The organism is Deinococcus aerolatus (assembly GCF_014647055.1).
In the GTDB taxonomy this organism is placed as follows: Bacteria; Deinococcota; Deinococci; order Deinococcales; family Deinococcaceae; genus Deinococcus; species Deinococcus aerolatus.
The window spans coordinates 113,211-130,780 of sequence record NZ_BMOL01000004.1 but is presented as its reverse complement, the minus strand read 5'-3'; the positions used below and the strand labels follow the sequence as shown (position 1 = coordinate 130,780).

16 protein-coding genes and 3 tRNA genes are annotated in these 17,570 nt (G+C 70.3%); 8 read left to right on the top strand and 11 right to left on the bottom strand.

The window, feature by feature from the left end:
* Window positions 1-37 precede the first annotated feature (37 nt).
* From IEY31_RS06235 to recX, 3 genes are all read right to left on the bottom strand, one after another.
* Complete coding sequence (locus tag IEY31_RS06235; RefSeq protein WP_188970077.1) at window positions 38-757, bottom strand: metallophosphoesterase; 720 nt, start codon at window positions 755-757, stop codon at window positions 38-40.
* A 78-nt stretch (window positions 758-835) separates the two neighbouring features.
* A tRNA-Pro gene (locus tag IEY31_RS06230) sits at window positions 836-912 on the bottom strand.
* Between the two features lie 100 nt (window positions 913-1,012).
* Complete coding sequence (gene recX, locus IEY31_RS06225) at window positions 1,013-1,570, bottom strand: regulatory protein RecX (RefSeq protein WP_188970075.1); 558 nt, start codon at window positions 1,568-1,570, stop codon at window positions 1,013-1,015.
* 197 nt (window positions 1,571-1,767) lie between these two features.
* Here recX and rpsT point away from each other — a divergent pair, with 197 nt between their 5' ends.
* Window positions 1,768-2,055 carry a 30S ribosomal protein S20 gene (rpsT, locus tag IEY31_RS06220; RefSeq protein WP_188970073.1) on the top strand — a complete coding sequence of 96 codons (288 nt, stop codon included), beginning with the start codon at window positions 1,768-1,770 and terminating at the stop codon, window positions 2,053-2,055.
* A gap of 93 nt (window positions 2,056-2,148) precedes the next feature.
* Here the strand turns inward: rpsT and IEY31_RS06215 are convergent, their stop codons facing one another.
* From IEY31_RS06215 to IEY31_RS06205, 3 genes are all read right to left on the bottom strand, one after another.
* Window positions 2,149-2,514, bottom strand: coding sequence for a hypothetical protein (locus IEY31_RS06215; RefSeq protein WP_188970071.1), 366 nt, complete (start codon window positions 2,512-2,514; stop codon window positions 2,149-2,151).
* A 62-nt stretch (window positions 2,515-2,576) separates the two neighbouring features.
* Complete coding sequence (gene pdxR, locus IEY31_RS06210) at window positions 2,577-4,061, bottom strand: MocR-like pyridoxine biosynthesis transcription factor PdxR (protein WP_188970293.1); 1,485 nt, start codon at window positions 4,059-4,061, stop codon at window positions 2,577-2,579.
* On the bottom strand, window positions 4,034-4,345 hold the full coding sequence (locus tag IEY31_RS06205; protein WP_188970069.1) for a hypothetical protein: 312 nt from the start codon (window positions 4,343-4,345) through the stop codon (window positions 4,034-4,036). The genes pdxR and IEY31_RS06205 overlap by 28 nt, the downstream gene beginning before the upstream one ends.
* Window positions 4,346-4,495: 150 nt before the next feature.
* On the opposite strand from IEY31_RS06205, the gene IEY31_RS06200 reads away from it, so the two are divergent.
* The 5 genes from IEY31_RS06200 to IEY31_RS06180 all read left to right on the top strand — a co-directional run bounded on the left by IEY31_RS06200 (window position 4,496) and on the right by IEY31_RS06180 (window position 8,390).
* Complete coding sequence (locus IEY31_RS06200; protein ID WP_188970067.1) at window positions 4,496-5,680, top strand: class I SAM-dependent rRNA methyltransferase; 1,185 nt, start codon at window positions 4,496-4,498, stop codon at window positions 5,678-5,680.
* A gap of 30 nt (window positions 5,681-5,710) precedes the next feature.
* Complete coding sequence (locus IEY31_RS06195) at window positions 5,711-6,415, top strand: TrmB family transcriptional regulator (protein ID WP_188970065.1); 705 nt, start codon at window positions 5,711-5,713, stop codon at window positions 6,413-6,415.
* A 58-nt stretch (window positions 6,416-6,473) separates the two neighbouring features.
* A tRNA-Ala gene (locus IEY31_RS06190) sits at window positions 6,474-6,549 on the top strand.
* Between the two features lie 62 nt (window positions 6,550-6,611).
* A tRNA-Met gene (locus IEY31_RS06185) sits at window positions 6,612-6,688 on the top strand.
* Between the two features lie 169 nt (window positions 6,689-6,857).
* Window positions 6,858-8,390: a sensor domain-containing diguanylate cyclase gene (locus IEY31_RS06180; RefSeq protein WP_188970063.1), complete on the top strand. Its 1,533-nt coding sequence runs from the start codon at window positions 6,858-6,860 to the stop codon at window positions 8,388-8,390.
* 378 nt (window positions 8,391-8,768) lie between these two features.
* Here IEY31_RS06180 and IEY31_RS06175 read toward each other — a convergent pair whose 3' ends face one another.
* The 4 genes from IEY31_RS06175 to IEY31_RS06160 all read right to left on the bottom strand — a co-directional run bounded on the left by IEY31_RS06175 (window position 8,769) and on the right by IEY31_RS06160 (window position 13,665).
* Complete coding sequence (locus tag IEY31_RS06175; RefSeq protein ID WP_229723360.1) at window positions 8,769-11,654, bottom strand: transglutaminaseTgpA domain-containing protein; 2,886 nt, start codon at window positions 11,652-11,654, stop codon at window positions 8,769-8,771.
* 117 nt (window positions 11,655-11,771) lie between these two features.
* On the bottom strand, window positions 11,772-12,719 hold the full coding sequence (locus tag IEY31_RS06170; RefSeq protein WP_373289124.1) for an AAA family ATPase: 948 nt from the start codon (window positions 12,717-12,719) through the stop codon (window positions 11,772-11,774).
* 125 nt (window positions 12,720-12,844) lie between these two features.
* Window positions 12,845-13,231, bottom strand: a complete 387-nt coding sequence (locus IEY31_RS06165; RefSeq protein ID WP_229723359.1) for a VanZ family protein — start codon at window positions 13,229-13,231, stop codon at window positions 12,845-12,847.
* Complete coding sequence (locus tag IEY31_RS06160; protein WP_188970055.1) at window positions 13,228-13,665, bottom strand: VOC family protein; 438 nt, start codon at window positions 13,663-13,665, stop codon at window positions 13,228-13,230. Before IEY31_RS06160 ends, IEY31_RS06165 begins: the two co-directional genes overlap by 4 nt.
* Before the next feature lie 155 nt (window positions 13,666-13,820).
* Here IEY31_RS06160 and IEY31_RS06155 point away from each other — a divergent pair, with 155 nt between their 5' ends.
* Together IEY31_RS06155 and IEY31_RS06150 are read left to right on the top strand one after the other, a co-directional pair.
* Window positions 13,821-14,705, top strand: coding sequence for a fructosamine kinase family protein (locus IEY31_RS06155; RefSeq protein ID WP_188970053.1), 885 nt, complete (start codon window positions 13,821-13,823; stop codon window positions 14,703-14,705).
* Window positions 14,706-14,742: 37 nt separating this feature from the next.
* Window positions 14,743-15,612 (top strand): hypothetical protein, encoded by an 870-nt coding sequence (locus IEY31_RS06150; protein WP_188970051.1) that lies wholly within the window; start codon window positions 14,743-14,745, stop codon window positions 15,610-15,612.
* A 69-nt stretch (window positions 15,613-15,681) separates the two neighbouring features.
* Here the strand turns inward: IEY31_RS06150 and lepA are convergent, their stop codons facing one another.
* A complete protein-coding gene (lepA, locus tag IEY31_RS06145; protein WP_188970049.1) occupies window positions 15,682-17,505 on the bottom strand; it encodes a translation elongation factor 4 in 1,824 nt (607 codons plus the stop codon).
* Window positions 17,506-17,570: the final 65 nt, after the last annotated feature.

The following is a 17,570-nucleotide window of genomic DNA, read 5'->3' as shown; positions in this document are numbered from 1 at the left end:
GTCTGCCTGGATGACGTGTCCACGGGTGGGTGCCCGGCTAATCCCCGGTATCCAGCAGCAGCTTCGGCGTGAATTTCAGGCCATCCGCCGCCACCAGATGCGCGGGAATCCCGTTCACATGCCGCATGGACTTTTCAACCGGAACGCCGTGCAGGTGGCCATAGGCGATCAGCTCGGGCCGCGCCGCCTCGATCACGGTGGTCAGCGGATTGGGGGGGTAGGGGGCCGAGGCGGGCGGGTAGTGCAGCATCATCAGAACGTGATCGCCCGGCTGCCGCAGCCGCGCCGCCGCCTCCACGCTGAGGGTCAGGCGCTGGGCCTCGCGGTTCAGAAGCCTCTGGTCCTCCTCATTCAAGGGGACATAGCCCGGCGTGTTCCAGCCGCGGGTGCCGCAGACCACCACACCCCGGCCCCCTGAATCCTCAACCCGCACGGCGTCGTTGTGGACGGCCAGCATGCCGGGAGGCAAGGCCGCGCGCAGCCTGGACGGCGTGGGCCACCAGTAGTCGTGGTTGCCGCGCAACAGAACCTTGGTGCCGGGCAGCTGGGCCACCCGCGCCAGATCGGTCATGGCGTCGGGCAGGCGCATGGCCCACGACAGGTCACCGGGCAGCAGCACCAGATCGCCGGGGCGCACCACCTCGCGCCAGCGCTCATAGATGGCCTCCGGGTGCCCGGCCCACTGCGGCCCGAAGACCGTCATGGGTTTGGGGGTCACGTAGGCCAGATGCAGATCGGCGATGGCAAAGACGCGCATGGGACTCCGGCAGGCAGGGGGGCGGGGGGCAGCGGGCAAAAAGAAGACCTCCCGCGTCGGGGAGGTCAGTTCTGTGCGTGGTCGGGGCGAAAGGATTCGAACCTTCGACCCCGTCGTCCCGAACGACGTGCGCTACCAGGCTGCGCTACGCCCCGCCACGGCTCCTGTCGCGCTGGGGGTCACGGGGGACCGCGCAGCGTTTCAAGTGCGTCCGGCAGTTTATCCGCCGCCCTGTGGGGTGTCAAGGCAGACGCGTTACTCCCCGTCGCCCTCAGATTCCTCGTCGTCCTCTGCGGGCGGCAGGCGCTCGCTCAGTTCGCGGATGGCGGGCCAGATGGCGTCGCCGCCGTAGCCCCGGCGAGCCAGAAAGGCGTAGGCGCTGGCCCTCGGGTCCTTCTTGCGGGCCAGCGCCGGCCAGCGCCGCTCCAGCACTTCCAGCGCCCCGGCACGCTCCTCGTCAGGATCCCGGGCCTCCAGGGTGTCCTGAATCAGGTTCTCGGGCACGCCCCGGCGCTTGAGGGTCTGGCGCACCCGGAAGGTCCCCACGCCACGCCGGGTGCCCTCGATGCGGGCCACCTGTTCGTCATCTTGGTAGCCCAGTTCCTGCACGCGCTTCAGGACTTCCTCGACCAGCTCCGGGGTGTCGCTGCGGCGCTCCAGCTTGCCGCGCAGCTCGGTCTCGGTCAGCGCTCGGCCGCCCAGCGCACGGAAGGCGTAGGCCAGCAGGGCGTCGCGCTGCTCCTGCGGGGTCCTGGGCCGGACCTCGCGCGGGGGCGCATCACCCTCGGGCGGATGGGGACGGCGACTTCGCATGGCCCCAGTCTAAGGCTTGTCCGGCACCGCCAAAGCGCGTATAGTTACGAGGTTGTCTCTTCTCAGAGGCGGCCCGGCGCGGGTGGTCCAGCGCGACCTTCGCCCCGGCGCGTGCAGCAGCTTCAGATCTGCTGAACGCCACGAGTTCCCCACCACGGGGAACCGCCCCGCGACGCGGGAGAACAAGGAGTAAGAACATGGCTTTACGTCACAAGTCCGCCCAGAAGCGCCACCGCCAGAGCCTCAAGCGCCGCATGCTCAACCGCAGCCGCAAGAGCACCATCAAGACCTTCACCAAGAAGGCGCTGGCCGCCGTGACCAACGGTGAGGACCTGGCCGCAGCCCAGAGCAAGGCCGAGAGCCTGATCGACAAGGCCGCCAAGGGCAGCACCATGCACAAGAACACCGCCGCCCGCAAGAAGAGCCGCCTGGCCAAGGCCCTCAACAAGGCCAAGGCTGCCCAGGAAGGCACGCAGCAGGGCTAACCCGCCAACCACAGGCGCCCACAATAAAGACCGGCAGGCCCATCAAGCGGCCTGCCGGTCTTTATTGTGGCTTTTGCGGGCGACCCGGCGGCGTTACTTGCGGGCCTCCTCAATGTCGATCATGCCGGTGAAGTGCTCCAGTTCAATGGTCAGCCGGTAACGCCCGGCGTCTCCCGTGCCCAGGACGTTGAGCCCCCACTTGCCCTGGGGACACACCTGACCGGCGATCTGGGTGCCGCCCGGAGAGACCAGGCGAAAGGTGGCCTTGCCGCTGCGGACCGTGCAGGAACCGCGCACGCCGACCTGCTGGTTCTCGTCGTAGACGCCGAAGGTGTACCTGTTCTCGCCCGTGGCGTTCCACAGGTAGGTGGGCGTCAGGGTCATGTAGCCCAGCCGCAGACCGAAGGTCAGGTACAGCGCGGTCAGGGCCAGCAGCAGGACCACGAGAAGCAGACGCATCGGCACAGCTTAACGCGAAATGCCACGACTCTGAAAGAGAAATTACACTGTGGCGGGGGGGGTCAGGGGGCGAGCGACAGCCGCCGGACCCCCTGCCGGATGGTCTCGGGGGTCAGGTGGGCGAAGGCCAGCAGCACGGCGGCCCGCCCCCCAGCGGCCGAGAGGGGTGCAACAGGCGACAGGGCCACGCCCCGCCGCGCCGCCCCGGCCACGGCCTGCGCCTCGCTCAGACCGGGGGGCAGCCGCACGTACACATGCAGCCCGGAAGCCGCGCCGTGCGCCTCCCAGGTGGGCTGCCACTCGCCCAGGGCCGCCAGCAGCACGTCCTGCCGGTGGGCCAGCACCAGCCGCGCCCGGCGCAGATGCCGCCCGTACGCCCCTGAACTGAGCACGTCGGCCAGGGCCAGGGCGTCCAGCGTGCCGGGTGCCCGGTCCGTCAGCGGGCGGGTGCGGGCCAGCACCCGCAGCACCGGAGGTGGAGCCACCAGAAAGCCGCTGCGGGTGGCCGGGGCCAGGCTCTTGCTGAAACTGCCCAGCAAAATCACCCGGTCCGGGGCCAGTCCCTGCATCACCGGCAGGGGGCGGCCCGTGTGGTGCAAGTCGGCGGCGTAGTCGTCTTCCAGCACAAAGGCGTTGCCGCGCCGCGCCCAGGCCACCAGTGCGGCGCGGCGGGCGGCCCCCAGGGTCACGCCGGTGGGGTACTGGCAACCGGGGGTCAGGTACAGCAGCGTGGCGTGCGGGGGCAGGGCTCCGGGGCGCAGGCCGCTCCCGTCCACCGGCACCGGCACCACCGCCGCCCCGGTGGCCGACAGTGCTGCCCGCGCGCCGGGGTAGGTGGGGTCCTCCACCGCCGCCATGCGCCCCGGCTCCAGAAACACGCGGGCCAGCGCGTCCAGTGCCGACTGCGTGCCGCCGGTAAGCATCACCATCTCAGGCGTGACCCGCGCGCCGCGCACGGCGTTCAGGTAGGCTGACAGGGCGCGGCGGGTTTCCAATGGCCCCAGCGGATCCGAGGCGGGGCCACCCTGCGTTCTGCGGCCCAGTCGCCCCGCCTGACGGGCCAGGGCCGCCGTCCAGGCCGCTTCCGGGTACAGCTCAGGCACCGGCTGACCCACGCGGAAATCCACCGAGTAGTGGCCCTCGGCGGCGTCCTCGCCGCCCGACAGGGCGCGGGTGGCCCAGGCGCTGAGGGGCAATTCATCCACGGTCGCCGTGAACGGGGCGCCTGCCTCAGCGGCGGGTACGCAGACCACCGTTCCGCTGCGGCCCTGCACACGCAGGTAACCCTCGGCCTCCAGGCCCGCCAGGGCGTCCACCAGGGTATTGCGCGAGACGCCCAGCACCCCGGCCAGACGGCGGTGGCCGGGCAGGCGCGTGCCTTCGGACAGCAGGCCGCCGGTCACGGCGCCGCGCAGGGTGCGGGCCACGCGGGCGTGCAGCGCCTCGCCCGGCAGCGGCTCGGCCAGGGCCAGCTCTCCCCAGTCCCCGGACGCGCCGCGCCCGCCCAGCGCCCTTGTATTCAGCGCCCGAACTCCCGCTCCAGCCAGCGCCGGTCGCCGCCCTCGGCCTCCAGCGCCTGCCCGGCCAGTTCCAGGAAGCGGTCCCGCGCAGCCTGGGCCTCTTTCAGCGTGATGCCGTGGGCCGCCGGATCGGCCAGCAACCCGCGAATCAGCGGGTAGACCGGCTGTTCGGGGTAGGGCTTTCCGTTCACCGTCATCTCAGCAGGCCATTTCAGCAGATAGTCCAGTGCGTAGGGACCGGGTTCCAGCACGCAGCCGCCCGGATAGGGAATGCGCCGGGGTGCGGGAAAGGTCACGGCGGGGTCAGGCATAGGCCACAGGATGCGCCGAAGGGGGGCCGGGTTCAAGCCGGGTGGGAGACGGGAACGCCCAGGGCAAGATGTCGTGCCCTGTCTTCGCGGCCTTCCCCCCAACCTCCCGTCCCCATCAAGCCCTCTCCCCCATCCGCTAGCCTGTCGTTCATGAAGAAGTCCGCCGCCGTCACCCTCCAGCCCGCCGCCGTCCGGCGCACCCTGGGCCGCTATCCCTACGGGCATTCGGGCGACATCGCCGACGCCGACGCGGGCATCGCGCCCGGCGAGGTCGTGGACGTGAAAGCTCCCGGCGGCAAGGTGATCGCGCGCGGGTACTTCAACCCAGACGGCGCGACGCCGCTGCGCCTGCTCACCTGGGAGCGGGAAGACATTGACCTGAAGTTCTACCGCGCCCGCGTAAAGGCCGCCCTCAAGCGCCGCGAGGGCCGCATCCTGAACACCGACGCCGTGCGGGCCGTCTACGCCGAGGCCGATGGGCTGCCGGGCGTGGTGGCCGATCAGTTCGGGGACGTGCTGGCCGTGCAGCTTCGCAACGCCGGGACTGAGCGGCACCGGGACCTGATCCTGAAAGCGCTGCGCGAGGTGACCGGGGCCGCCAGCGCCTACGAGCGCAGCGATACCGGTGAGCGCCGCCGCGAGGGGCTGGGCATGGTGGCCGGGCCGCTGTGGGGCGAGGTGCCGGAGCGCGTCGAGTTCCATGAGGACGACCTGAGCCTGCACTTTGCGCCGATGGACGCCCAGAAGACCGGCTTCTTTCTGGACCAGCGCGACAACCGCCGCCTGATGCGCTCGCTGGTGCAGCCCGGCCAGGGCTTTCTGGACGTGTACTCGTACACCGGTGGCTTCAGCCTGCACGCGGCCAAGGCAGGTGCAAAAAGCGTGGGGGTGGACAAGGACCAGGTGGCCCTGGCCGCGCTGGAAGGGGCCGCGCGGGGCAACGGCGTGAACAGCAACGTGGGCGTGCGCTGGGGCGACGCGCTGGAGGTGCTGGCCGCGCTGGAGCGCGAGAAGCGCAGCTTCGGGGCCGCCGTGCTGGATCCGCCCACCCTGGCCAAGCGCCGCGACGACGTGCCGCGGGCCAAGCGCATCTTCACCGACGGCGCGGCCCACACGCTGCGGATGCTGGTCAGCGGCGGCCACCTGATGATCAGCACCTGTGCCCACTACATTCGGGTGGACGATCTGCTGGACGCCGCCCGCGTGGCCGCCGCCGAGGCCGACTGCGACGCCGAGGTGGTGGCCGTGACGTACCAGCCCGCCGACCACCCGCACCTGCTGAGCGTGCCCGAAAGTCTGTATCTCAAGAGCATTCTGCTGCGCAAACATGCGTGAAGGCCGCTTTTCCCGTATGCTGACCGGCAGATGAGCGCCGTGATTCACCTGCAAGCGCTGGGCCTCACCGAGTACGAGGCCCGCGCGTATACCGCCCTGCTGGCGCTGGGCCGCGCCGTGCCGGCCCGCGTGGCGCGGCAGGCCGGGATTCCCCGTCCCAAGATCTACGAGACCCTGGAGCGTCTGGAGGGCCGGGGGCTGGCCGCCAAGGTGGGTCAGAATCCGCTGGAATACGCCCCGCTCAGCGCCCGCGAGTACCTGGCGCGAGCGCGGCGCAGCTTCGACGACCGGCTGGGCGCGCTGGACCGCGACCTCTCGCGTCTGGCCCCCGACCCAGCGCCGGAAGCGGTGTACCACCTGTACGGCGAGGCCGCCATCCGCAGCCTGTGCGAGGACCTGACCCTGAACGCCCGGCGCAGCCTGTTCATGGCCGGAGAACCCAGCTTTGCGGCGGACCTGGAACGTCTGGCCCCGCGCGGCGTGGAGCTGCACCGCACCCATCTGGCGGGCCTGCCCAGCATTGCGGCGGTGGGCCAGCACGCCTTCCTGCTGACCCGCGACGGCGAGGCGGCACTGATCGCCCACTTCATCGCTGAGGACGGCGTGGGGCAGGCGCACGGGGTCCATACCCACAACCCGGTGATCATCCATCTGATTGAGGGCTACGTGAATCTCGCGGCGCATCAGGTGACGTCGGCCCACCCTGCCGGGCACCTGGAAGACCAGACCCGTTGACAACCTGGGAAAGCGCTGTTAATCTGGCTGAGCCTTGAAAGAGGCAAGCAACAAAAGAGGGGCTGTGGCGCAGTTGGGAGCGCGTCTGAATGGCATTCAGAAGGTCAGCGGTTCGAACCCGCTCAGCTCCACCATCAAAAAGCCCCCGCCACCGTGCGGGGCTGCTTTTTTCTTCAGGTTGTCCTGATCATCTCCAGGCGATGTAGCTCAGCTGGTTAGAGCGAACGACTCATAATCGTTAGGTCCGCGGTTCAAGTCCGCGCATCGCCACCAACGATAGAAAACCCCGTCCCGTACGGGGCTTTTTTGTTTTGTGCCGGAGACATAAGTGAGCTAAGAATCGACAGATCGTGTGTTGCAGCGCCAAGCAGCCTGCCCCACTGTCCCTCATGAGTGGGGCCTGTCAGAGCTTCGCAAGAGCAGTGCTGACAGGCTGCGCCCTATGACCGGCGCTCCTCTTCCGTCCGACGAGTACGCCCGCCTGCTGACCCTGGCGCAGTACGAGATTATCGACACGCCTGCCGAGGCTGCCTTTGACCGCATCACCCGGCTGGCCGCCCGCCTGCTGGGCACTCCGGTGGCCAGCATCAACCTCGTGGACCAGTCCCGGCAGTGGACCAAATCCACCCACGGTCCGGGGGGCATCACCACGCCGCGCCACGCCTCCATCTGTGCCTGGACCATCCTGCAGGCGGAGCCGCTGGTCGTGGAGGACGCGCATGCCGATCCACGCTTCGCCCAGTACCCGGGGGTCGTGGGTGAACCACACATCCATATGTATGCGGGGGCATCCCTGGTCTCCCCGGCAGGGCACCGCATCGGGACGCTGTGCGTCACGGACCACCAGCCCCGCCCGCTGACCCAGGAGAACCTGCAGGACCTGCAGGCCCTGGCCGCGCTGGTGGTGGACGAACTGGAACTGCGCGCCCACACCTGCGCCCTGCACCGCGGCCACGACGCCCAGCAGCGCCGCAGCGCCGAGCTGCAACGTGGACTGGACCAGACCTGGGTGCTGGAGGGCATCACGAGGCTGATGGACCAGGACCTGTCCCCGGAGGACATGACCCTGGGGGCCTGGGACCTGCTGGGCGACGTTCTGAACGCCGACTCGATTGCGCTGCTGGTCTGCGAGGGCGAGGAGTTGCGGGTGGAGGCGGCGTGCGAGTCCGCACGGGTGCCCCCGGCCGCGCAGCCCCTGTCCGGTCATCTGCCCGACTGCTCCAACTCGGTCACGACCACCCTGAACGACCTGACCCGGCCCCTGTACCTCGACGACTACCCGGGCTTTCCCGGCGCGCTGGGCGCGGTGGTGGCCGCCGGGGTCCAGCAGACCGCCTGGGTGCCCCTGGGCACGCGCAGCGGGGCGACCTCGGTGCTGATGGCCATGCGGCTGAACGACAACCCGGTGATGCGCTGGCGGGGCAGTGATCAGGCGCTGCTGGAGGCGACGGGCCGCAGCCTGCGCAGCGCCCTGGACCGGCGGCTGGAAGCCGAGCTGGCCCACCAGGAGGCCCGCACAGACGCGCTGACCGGCATTCTGAACCGCCGCGCCGTGTACCAGGACCTGATCCAGCGCCATCTGGACGGCCGTCCCTATCTTCTGGCGCTGCTGGATCTGGACGGCCTGAAAGCACTGAACGATCAGGAGGGCCCGGCCCAGGGCGACAAGCTGCTGCAGGTGTTCGCCCGCACCCTGAAGGTGGAGCTGGGCCAGTCCGGCGAGGTCTACCGGCTGGGCGGCGACAGGTTCGTGGTGATGGAGGACATGGACGAGGAGTCGGTACATGACGCAGTGGACACGGCGGTGCTGGCCGCCCGTCAGGTGGCGCCGCTGCAGGGCGTCAGCGTGGGCATCACTCACAGCAGCGAGGGCGTGGGCGAGGCGCTGCTGAGGCTGGCCCACGAACGCATGGTGGCGGTCAAGCGCCGGCGGCGGGCGGTGCGGCAGCAGGGTGCCGGGCTGCATCTGCATTGAGCCGCTGATCTGCATTGGGCCGCTGCGAAAAGACGGGGCGGCGCTCGATCTGGATGTAGCTGGATGCCCAGCCCAACTTCCCCTGACTGCCCGCCCGGTTCCGGGGCTCAGCGCACTCCGGCGAATTGCGGTTGAAGAGCCAACGTCAACCCGACTAAGCGATGGGGCAACGTTCGGTGTTTTTCTGCATGTTGCGTAATTAGCTGCCCGGCGTATCAGGCCAGAGTCCAGCCACGCCGGGCCAACATTCCGGCCACGGGGATCACAGTGCCTCCCAGCCGGGCGCACGCTTCCTGCCGTGGCCCTCTGCATCTGCCATGCCAGCTGCCCCCAGCACAGGCGTTCCTGTGATGGACCGGGTGGGTTGGTGAGGTGCCGTTAGCGCCGGACTTCGCGCAGCGCTGCGGCCAGCGCTTTGAGCGCTTCCGTGGACTCGCCGGGTGCGTAGCGGGCGGCGTGGTAGGCCCGCACCACCTCGTCCAGTGCGGGAGTCAGGTGGGGGTGGGCCTGGGCGGCGCGGGCGGCGTAAGCGCTGGGCGTCTCGCCCGGCTCGCGCGGCAGCCGCAGGCGCACGGTCAGGCTATGCAGGGCGCGGGCGGCGGGGTCGCGTGGGCGGGCCTGCCGCCGCAGCCACCACAGCGCGGGCAGCAGTGCCAGCACGGCGAGCAGCGCCCCCACCACCAGATACGGGGCTGAGCCGACGCTGCCCAGCCCCATGCGGGCCAGCAGGGCCTGCTGCCGGTCCCCGTCGTAGCCCACCACCAGATCGTTCCAGCGGTTTTGCAGCGCGTCCAGGCGCAGGCCAAAGCGGCCCAGCCCGGTGGGGCTGGCGGCAACGGCGGCCTGCGGCTGCGTCAAGGCGGTGGACAGCCCGGCATTCACGCGGGCGGGGGCCACCACGGCGGTGGGGTCCACGCGCTGCCACCCCTGCCCCTGCACCCAGACCTCGGCCCAGGCATGGGCGTCCTGCTGGCGCACAATCAGGTAGCCGCCATCGGGGTTCTGCTCGCCGCCCAGGTAGCCGCCGACGATGCGGGCAGGCAGTCCGGCGGCGCGCATCAGGAACACAAAGGACTGCGCGTAGTGTTCGCAAAAGCCCTGCCGGGTGCCAAAGAGAAAGGCGTCCACCCGGTCCTGCGCGGGCAGCAGCGGCGGCGAGAGGGTGTAGGCAAAGCCGCCCCGGCGCAGATAGTCCAGGCCTGCTTCAATCCGTCCCTGGGGCGGAAGCTGGCTCCAGCCCGCACCCAGCGCAGCGGCCCGCGGACTCTGCCCAGCGGGAAGCGACAGGTTAAATTGCAACCGGTCCGGGTTCTCGCTGACGCCCAGGCGCGCCGGGCGGCTTTCCAGGGTCACCCGGCGGCGGGCACTGACGGGGCGAAAGGTCACGGCCTGGAACGCGGTGGTCAGCACGGTGCGCTGGGGGAGCGTCAATGGGGTGTCCAGCGCCAGCAGCCAGGGATTCCCGGACGCCTCTAGGGTCAGGGTGTAATTCCAGGCCGGGGCACTGGCCAGCGGTTCGATGCTGGGCGACCTGCCGCCGATCCGCACCTGTTTCCAGGCCTGGCCGTCGTAGGCCTCGTAGACCGGACCGCGCCAGTAGCGCTGATCCGGGGCAGGCAGCGGACCCGTGAAATCGGCGCGAAAGGCCACGGCGCGGTTCTGGGCCAGATTGCTGTACTCTCCGGCGCGAATCTCATCCGACAATCCCGTACTTGCCCCGCCCTGGACCGGCACCTGCCACAGCGGGCTCTCCGGGCGCGGGAACAGCACGAACAGCGTCAGCGCCAGCGGCGCGGCCAGGGCCAGAAGGCGCCCGCTGCGGATCAGGGCAGCGGGCAGGTCCGCCTCTGCTTCCTGGTCCGGGCGCACCGGCCCAGTTCTGGTTGGGGCGGTCCAGCGTGAGGCGGCGGCCAGCAGCAGCGCGGCGCTGAGAATGGTGTGCAGGGCCGTCAGCGGTCCCTGACCATGAAAGAAGTGGGTGCTGGCAACGAACAGTCCCAGCAACACCAGTAGCTGACCGTCGCGCCGCCCGTGGCTTTCGGCCGTCTTGAGGGCCACCAGCAGCGCCAGCAGCGCCGTCCCTGCGTCGCGGCCCAGCAGCGTGCCGTAGGTGGCGTTCAGGCCCACCGCCGCCAGCCCGGCCATCCCGCCCAGCACCCAGGTGGGAACTGCGGGCAGCGGCCGGCGCGTGCGAACGGCACCGTACGCCAGCAGCCCCGCCACCAGCGCCGAGGCCCACAGCGGCTGCCACAGCACCCCCGGCGCGAGGGTAAAGGCCAGCGCCAGCAACGTGGCCCGCAGCGCGTTCGCGTCGGTGGTGGCCCGCATCCTGCTCCGGGACGGGGGTGAACCCGGCGGGAGGGGCGTCACCCCCGCCAGCAGGGCCAGGGCGGCCAGCCGCTGGCCCTCACCGCTGCCTGCGGCCAGCGCCGCGCCGGGCAGCTTCAGCGCGAAGGCCAGGCCCAGGCGGTCCAGTTCCCGCACCCAGGCCGCCAGCCGGGACAGCCGGGCCTCCGTATCGCCCGGCGGTGTGGCGGAGGTGTCCCCCCACTCCAGCACGCGCACCCGGCCCTGCGCGGCGTCGGTTTCGCGGGTCAGCAACTCTCCGGTGCGGGCCACATGCCGCCAGGAAATCTGCCGGGGCGAGTCGCCAGGAGTGTAGGGGCGCAAACCGGCGAATTCCTCGTCGCCACGCGTGCGGGTCTGGCCGTCGCCCGCTCCCGGCAGGGTCCGCAGGGGCACGGGCGGCGCTCCGGTTTCGGGGGCCGGGGCCACGTTCACCGTGACTGGGGCGGGCGGGGTCAGGCCGGCGGCCCACAGACCCAGGACATCCAGCGCGGCGGCCCCGCGCGGCGTCAGCGTCAGCGGGCCGCGCGTCCGGGCAGGAACCGGCACGGTCAGCGTGCGGACCTCGCCCGCCGCCACGCGCAGGGTCACGGTGCGGGTGTCGCCCGCGCTGCTGTTCAAACGCAGCGTCACCGCCCCGGCCACCGTCGCCGTGACCGACAGCGTGAACAGCGCCTCGCCCCCGGCCGTGGCCCCGGCGGGCGCCGTCAGAACAAGCCGCACCTGCCGCGCCGCGCGGCCCACCCCGGTGGAGGCCATGACCCACACGCCGCCCAGCAGGAAGGTCAGGCCGTAGCCCAGGCTCAGGCCGTAGTTGATGCAGCCCACCAGGGTCAGCGTGACCAGCAGCAGAAAGGCGAGGCCGAAGCGGGTGGGGGTCAGGCGGGGTGCGGGCGGTGGGCGGTGGGTGGTGGGCACAGATAGGACGGTTGAACGGTCAGGTTTCCGGGCAGTTCTGGGGGTCATGGCCGGGACATGGCAAAGAGCGGGATCACCTGGGCTGTTTCCACCCACCTCCGACAACCCACACCCCCCTCACGGAATCGGCGTGTCGGCCAGCAGCCGGGCCAGCAGGTCAGACATGCCCACGCCCGGAGCGCGCGGCGGCAGGCGATGGGTGGCCAGGGCCGGAAAGACGGCCTGCACGTCCTCGGGCAGCACCATCGGGCGCCCTGCCAGATACGCCCAGGCCCGCGCCGCGCCCAGCAGCGCCAGCAGGGCGCGGGGGCTCAGGCCCACCGACAGCCCCGGATGCTCGCGGGTGGCGTGGGCCAGCAGTTGCAGGTAATCCAGCAGCGGGCCTGCGGCGTGAATGCCGTCCACCTCGCGCTGCATCTGCACCAGTGTGGCGGCGTCCAGCACCGCCCCCAGGCCACGCACGCTCAGGCTGCGGCCGCCGGTTTCCAGCAGGGTGCGCTCGGCGCGCGGGTCCGGGTAGCCCAGCGTGATGGTCATCAGGAAGCGGTCCAGCTGCGCTTCCGGCAGCGGCGAGGTGCCCACGAAGGCCGCCGGGTTCTGCGTGGCGATCACGAAAAAGGGGTCCGGCAGGGGGCGGGTCACGCCGCCCTCGCTGACCTGCCGCTCCTCCATCGCCTCCAGCAGGGCGCCCTGGGTGCGGGGGGTGGCGCGGTTGATCTCATCGGCCAGCAACACCTCGCTGAACACCGGCCCCGGCAGAAAGCTGAAGGCGGAGTTGGGGGCGTCCCACACGCTCACGCCGGTCAGATCGGCAGGCAGCAGGTCAGCGGTGAACTGCACGCGCCGGAAATCCAGCCCGAAGGTGCGGGCCAGCGCCCCGGCCAGCGTCGTCTTGCCCACGCCCGGCTGGTCCTCGATCAGCAGGTGGCCGCGGGCCAGCAGGCAGGCCACCGCCAGCCGCGTCTGTCCCGGCTTGCCCAGAATCACGCCGTCGAGCTGCGCCAGCGCGGCTTTCAGGGTGTCCGCGTGGCGGCAGGCAGCTGGGGCAGGGGTCACGGCGCGCATCATCTCCCCTCCAGCGTAACGGGCCGGGTCTGACAGAACTGCGACAGGGCAGACGGGGATGCGAACGGCGGTGCCGGCGCTGTGCCGTGGGAGGGCGAGGACCTCGTCCGCATCCTTTTCCAGCGTCAGGGCGGTCCGGCCTCCTCTTCCCCACCCCGTCCTGTGCCGCTGCGCCGTGCGGCCCGCCGGGACCCCAGCCATGCCCCCGCCAAGTCGAACAGCCAGTCGACAATGCCTGCGTCGCGGCCCGGCACGAAAGCCTGATGCACCTCGTCCAGTGCGCCCCACCACACGGCGATGAGCAGCGCCACGTCGCGCCGCCCGGTGGCGCGGCCCAGCGCGTAGGCCAGCGCGAAATACGCGGTGAAATGGGCCATCCAGTCCAGCGGGTGTACCAGCGGGGGCCCCGGCGTGTCCGGGGCACTGCTCAGCCACCAGATCGTGCCCAGGATGCCCAGCGAGATCAGCCACCACACCGCCCGGAAGCGGCCAGAGGGAACCGGTGGGGTCAACCGCCCGCCCCCCCGGACGCGGCCCCACCGTGGGGATGCTCCACCAGTTCGATCAGGGTGCCGGCTCCCCATCTGGGATGCAGGAAGGCCACGCGCGTCCCGGCCCGGCCCGGCGTGGGCGCGTCGCTCAGGAACCGTGCGCCCTCGGCGCGAAGGCGGGCCATCTCGGCGTCCAGATCGGCCACACGGTAGGCGGTGTGGTGCAGGCCCGGCCCGCGCTTTTCCAGATACGCAGCAATCGGGCTGTCGGAGCGGGTGGGCATCAGCAATTCGATTAGAGTCTCGCCCACCTCAAAGGCACGCACCCGCACGCCCTGGGTCTGCACGTCCTCGTCCGGACCCTCGGGGTGCAGCCCCAGCGCCAGATACGGGGCGCTTCCGGTGTCCAGATCAGGGGTGGCGATGGCGACATGGTCCAGCTGCATCACAGGCATTTCCTCAGCCTACGTCAGCGGCTCCGGCAGCGGGAGGGGCGGCGCATTCACACGGCCCGCATCCGGCCAGCCGGCAGGTTCCAGGGGCGTTTGCCTTCAGGATACGCAGGGCAGGTCCAGTCCCGCTGCCCCGGCACCCGTGGCACACTGCGGGCATGTCCCGCTCCATTGCGCCCACGCTGCTGCCGCTGCTGGAACAACATCTGGGTGGGCAGATTCTGGAGGCTACCCCCCTGGGCGGGGGCGACATCAACGACGTATACCGGCTGCAGACCGGGCGGGGGGACTTCGTCCTGAAGGCCAGCCGCCGCACCCTGCCGCACCTGTTCTCCGCGGAGGCGCAGGGGCTGGGGCTGCTGCGCAGGGCCGCGTCACAGCGCCCGGCGGGCCTGCTGCTGCCGGAGGTGCTGGCGCACGGCGACGCGCCGGGCGGCTGGCAGTACCTGCTGCAGCGTTACCTGCCGCCGGTGGCCGCGACGCCGCAGGGCCAGGAGGCGCTGGGCCGGGGACTGGCCGCGCTGCACAGCGTGACGGTACCCGGCTTCGGGGACACGGCGGACAACTACTTCGGGACGATGCCGCAGTTCAATCCACCTGCCCGCAGCGCCGCCGACTTCTTCTGGGAAGCCCGCTTGCAGCCCCAGTTGCGGCTGGCGCAAGAACACCTGTCGGGCGCGGACGTAGACCAGTTCGGGACCCTGCACCAGCGTCTGCCCAAACTGATTCCCGTGGAGGTGCCCAGCGTGGTCCACGGCGACCTGTGGCACGGCAACCTGCTGTACACGGCGGCGGGGCCGGCGCTGATCGATCCGGCCGCAGCCCACAGCCACCGCGAGGTCGATCTGGCCGCCATGACGCTGTCCGGCGGGGTGGAGCAGCGGGTCTTCGATGCCTACGCCGAGGCCCGCCCGCCCGCACCCGGCTGGCAGGACCGCGCGGCCCTGTGGAACCTGTACCCCCTGCTGGCGCACGTGAATATGTTCGGCAGCGGCTACCTGGGCCGCACCCGCGCCGCACTGAACGCAGCGTTGCAGCTCTGAACCGCCCGCGCCCACCGCCAGAGGGGTACGCTGGAGCATGACGCGTCCTTTTTTACAGGCCCTGCTGCTGGGCGGCGCTCTGATGGCCACCGGCGCGGGAGGCCAGACCCCTGTGCCCGGCGGCTTCTTCCCGGTGCTGGTCCACGCGCCGGGCGACGACCGGCCACAACTGCTGGGCGCGGCAGCGGGCGGGCGCTGGCTGACGGCGGCCGGGACTGTGCCGCGCCTGAAAGGTCAGGAGCGCTATCTGCGCCGCAGTCTGGGCGGCCCGCCCGTGGCCGTGACGGGCGACACACCCGAATCCTTCGGCGAGCCGTGCCCGGACGCCTACGCCGTCGCCGTCAGGCCCGCGGGTCTACCGGACCAGTTTCAGGTCTTCACTGCCGCAGGGCTGAACGCCCGGCCCCGGCCCGTCACCGCGCTGCCGGTCGGCAACGAGACCTACCGCCAGATCGTCCGCACGGAGCTGCTGCGGCGCGGGCTGAACAATCCTAAGGTGCGCCTTGTGGGCCTGACCCGCAGCGACCTGGACGGCGACGGCACGCTGGAAGTGCTGATCGAGGCCACCTCTTACGGCGAGCGGAGCGGCATTCACCCCCCGCCCGTCGGCCAGCCGGGTGACTACAGCCTGGTGCTGCTGCGCCACGTGGTGCGCGGACAGGTGCTGACCGTCACGCTGGGCGCGGACATTGCGCCGCAGACGCCCGTAAACGCCGACGCCCCCCTCCCAACGCGCCCGCTGGCCACCCTTTCCCGCCTCGCAGGCATCGCTGACCTGAACGGCGACGGGCGGATGGAACTGGTGCTGTACGGTGCGTATTACGAGGGCTCGTCCTACACCGTCAACGAGTGGACGCCCGCCAGAGGCCTGACAGATACTCCGCTGCAGACCGGTTGCGGCGTGTAGGGCCTTCCGGTACGGCAGACGCCAGACCCCTGGACAGGTCTGGCGTCTGCCGTGTTCAGCGGTTCAGCGCTATTCGTCGGTACTCAGCACGGCCAGGAAGGCCTCCTGCGGGACCTCCACCGTGCCGATCTGCTTCATGCGGGCGCGGCCCTTCTTCTGCTTGTTCAGCAGCTTCTTCTTGCGGGAGATGTCGCCGCCGTAACACTTGGCCAGCACGTCCTTGCGGTACGCCTTGACGGTGGCGCGGGCGATGATCTTCGCGCCAATGGTGGCCTGCACCGGCACCGGGAACATCTGGCGCGGAATGACTTCGGCCATCTTGTCCACGATCTTGCGGCCCAGCGCGTAGGCCTTGGTCTCATGGACGATCACGGCCAGCGCGTCGATGATCTCGTTGTTGACCAGGATGTCCACCTTGCGCAGGTCGCCGTCGCGGTAGCCGAGCTGCTCGTAGTCCATGCTGGCGTAGCCGCGCGAGATGCTCTTGAGACGGTCGTGGAAGTCGTACAGGATTTCGGCGAAGGGCACCTCGTACACCAGTTCCACGCGTTTGCCCAGGTAGTTCATGGTGACCATCGAGCCGCGCCGCTCCTGCAGCAGGCCCATCACCGGCCCCACGTAGTCCTCGGGCAGCATCACCGACAGCTTGATGTACGGCTCCTCGACGCTGGTCATACGGTCGCGGGTGGGAAATTCCGCCGGGTTCTGGGTCTCGAACACATCGCCGTTGGTCAGCGTGACGCGGTAGACCACGGCAGGCGCGGTGGCGATCAGGTCCAGATCGTACTCGCGTTCCAGGCGTTCCTGAATGATCTCAGCGTGCAGCAGGCCCAGGAACCCGCAGCGGAACCCGAAGCCCAGCGCCTCGGAGGTCTCGGGATCGAAGGAAAAGGCCGCGTCGTTGAGCTTGAGCTTCTCCAGCGCGTCACGCAATTTGCGGTAGTCCTCGGTATCGGTGGGGTACAGGCCCGAGAACACCACCGGCTGCGCGGGCTTGAAACCGGGGAACGCCTCGGGGGTCTTGCGCTCCCGGCCCGTCAGGGTGTCGCCCACCTGCGCGTCGGCAATGTCCTTGATGCCTGCCGCCACCCAGCCCACGGCTCCGGCCTGCAACTGCTCGCCCACCACCAGTCCCGGCGTGAACGTCCCCACCTTGTCCACCTCGAAGGACCGGTCCGCGTTCATCAGCGTGATCTGGTCCTTGGCGCTGACCGTGCCCTCCAGCACGCGCACGAACAGGATCACCCCCTGGTAGGCGTCGTAGAACGAGTCGAAGATCAGCGCCTTGAGGGGAGCTTCCGGATCGCCGGATGGTGGCGGAATGCGCGCCACCACCGCTTCCAGAATCTCGTCGATACCGATGCCCGCCTTGGCCGAGGCAAACACGGCGTCTTCTGCCGGAATGCCGATGACATCCTCCAACTCTTTTGCCGCACCCTCCGGATCGGCGGCCGGCAGGTCGATCTTGTTGATCACCGGCACGATTTCCAGGTTGTTGTCGATGGCGAGGTAGGCATTGACGATGGTCTGCGCCTCCACCCCCTGCGAGGCGTCCACCAGCAGCAGCACGCCCTCGCAGGCCGCCAGCGAACGGGACACCTCGTAATTGAAGTCCACGTGACCCGGCGTGTCGATCAGGTTCAGCACGTAGGTCTCTCCGCCCGTGCCGTCCTCGAACAGGGGACGGGTGTACTCCAGCCGGATCGGGGTGGACTTGATGGTGATGCCGCGCTCGCGCTCCAGCTCCAGCGTGTCCAGGGTCTGATCGCGCTTGTCGCGCTCGCCCATGGCGCCCAGCCGCTCCAGAATGCGGTCGGCCAGCGTGGATTTGCCGTGGTCCACATGGGCAATGATCGAAAAATTACGGGTTGCTGCGGGGGGCCTGGCACTCATCACCGCGCAGTGTAGCCGGGCGCAGCCTTCATCACAGCGGTGACGGGCACAGGACGTACACCGAC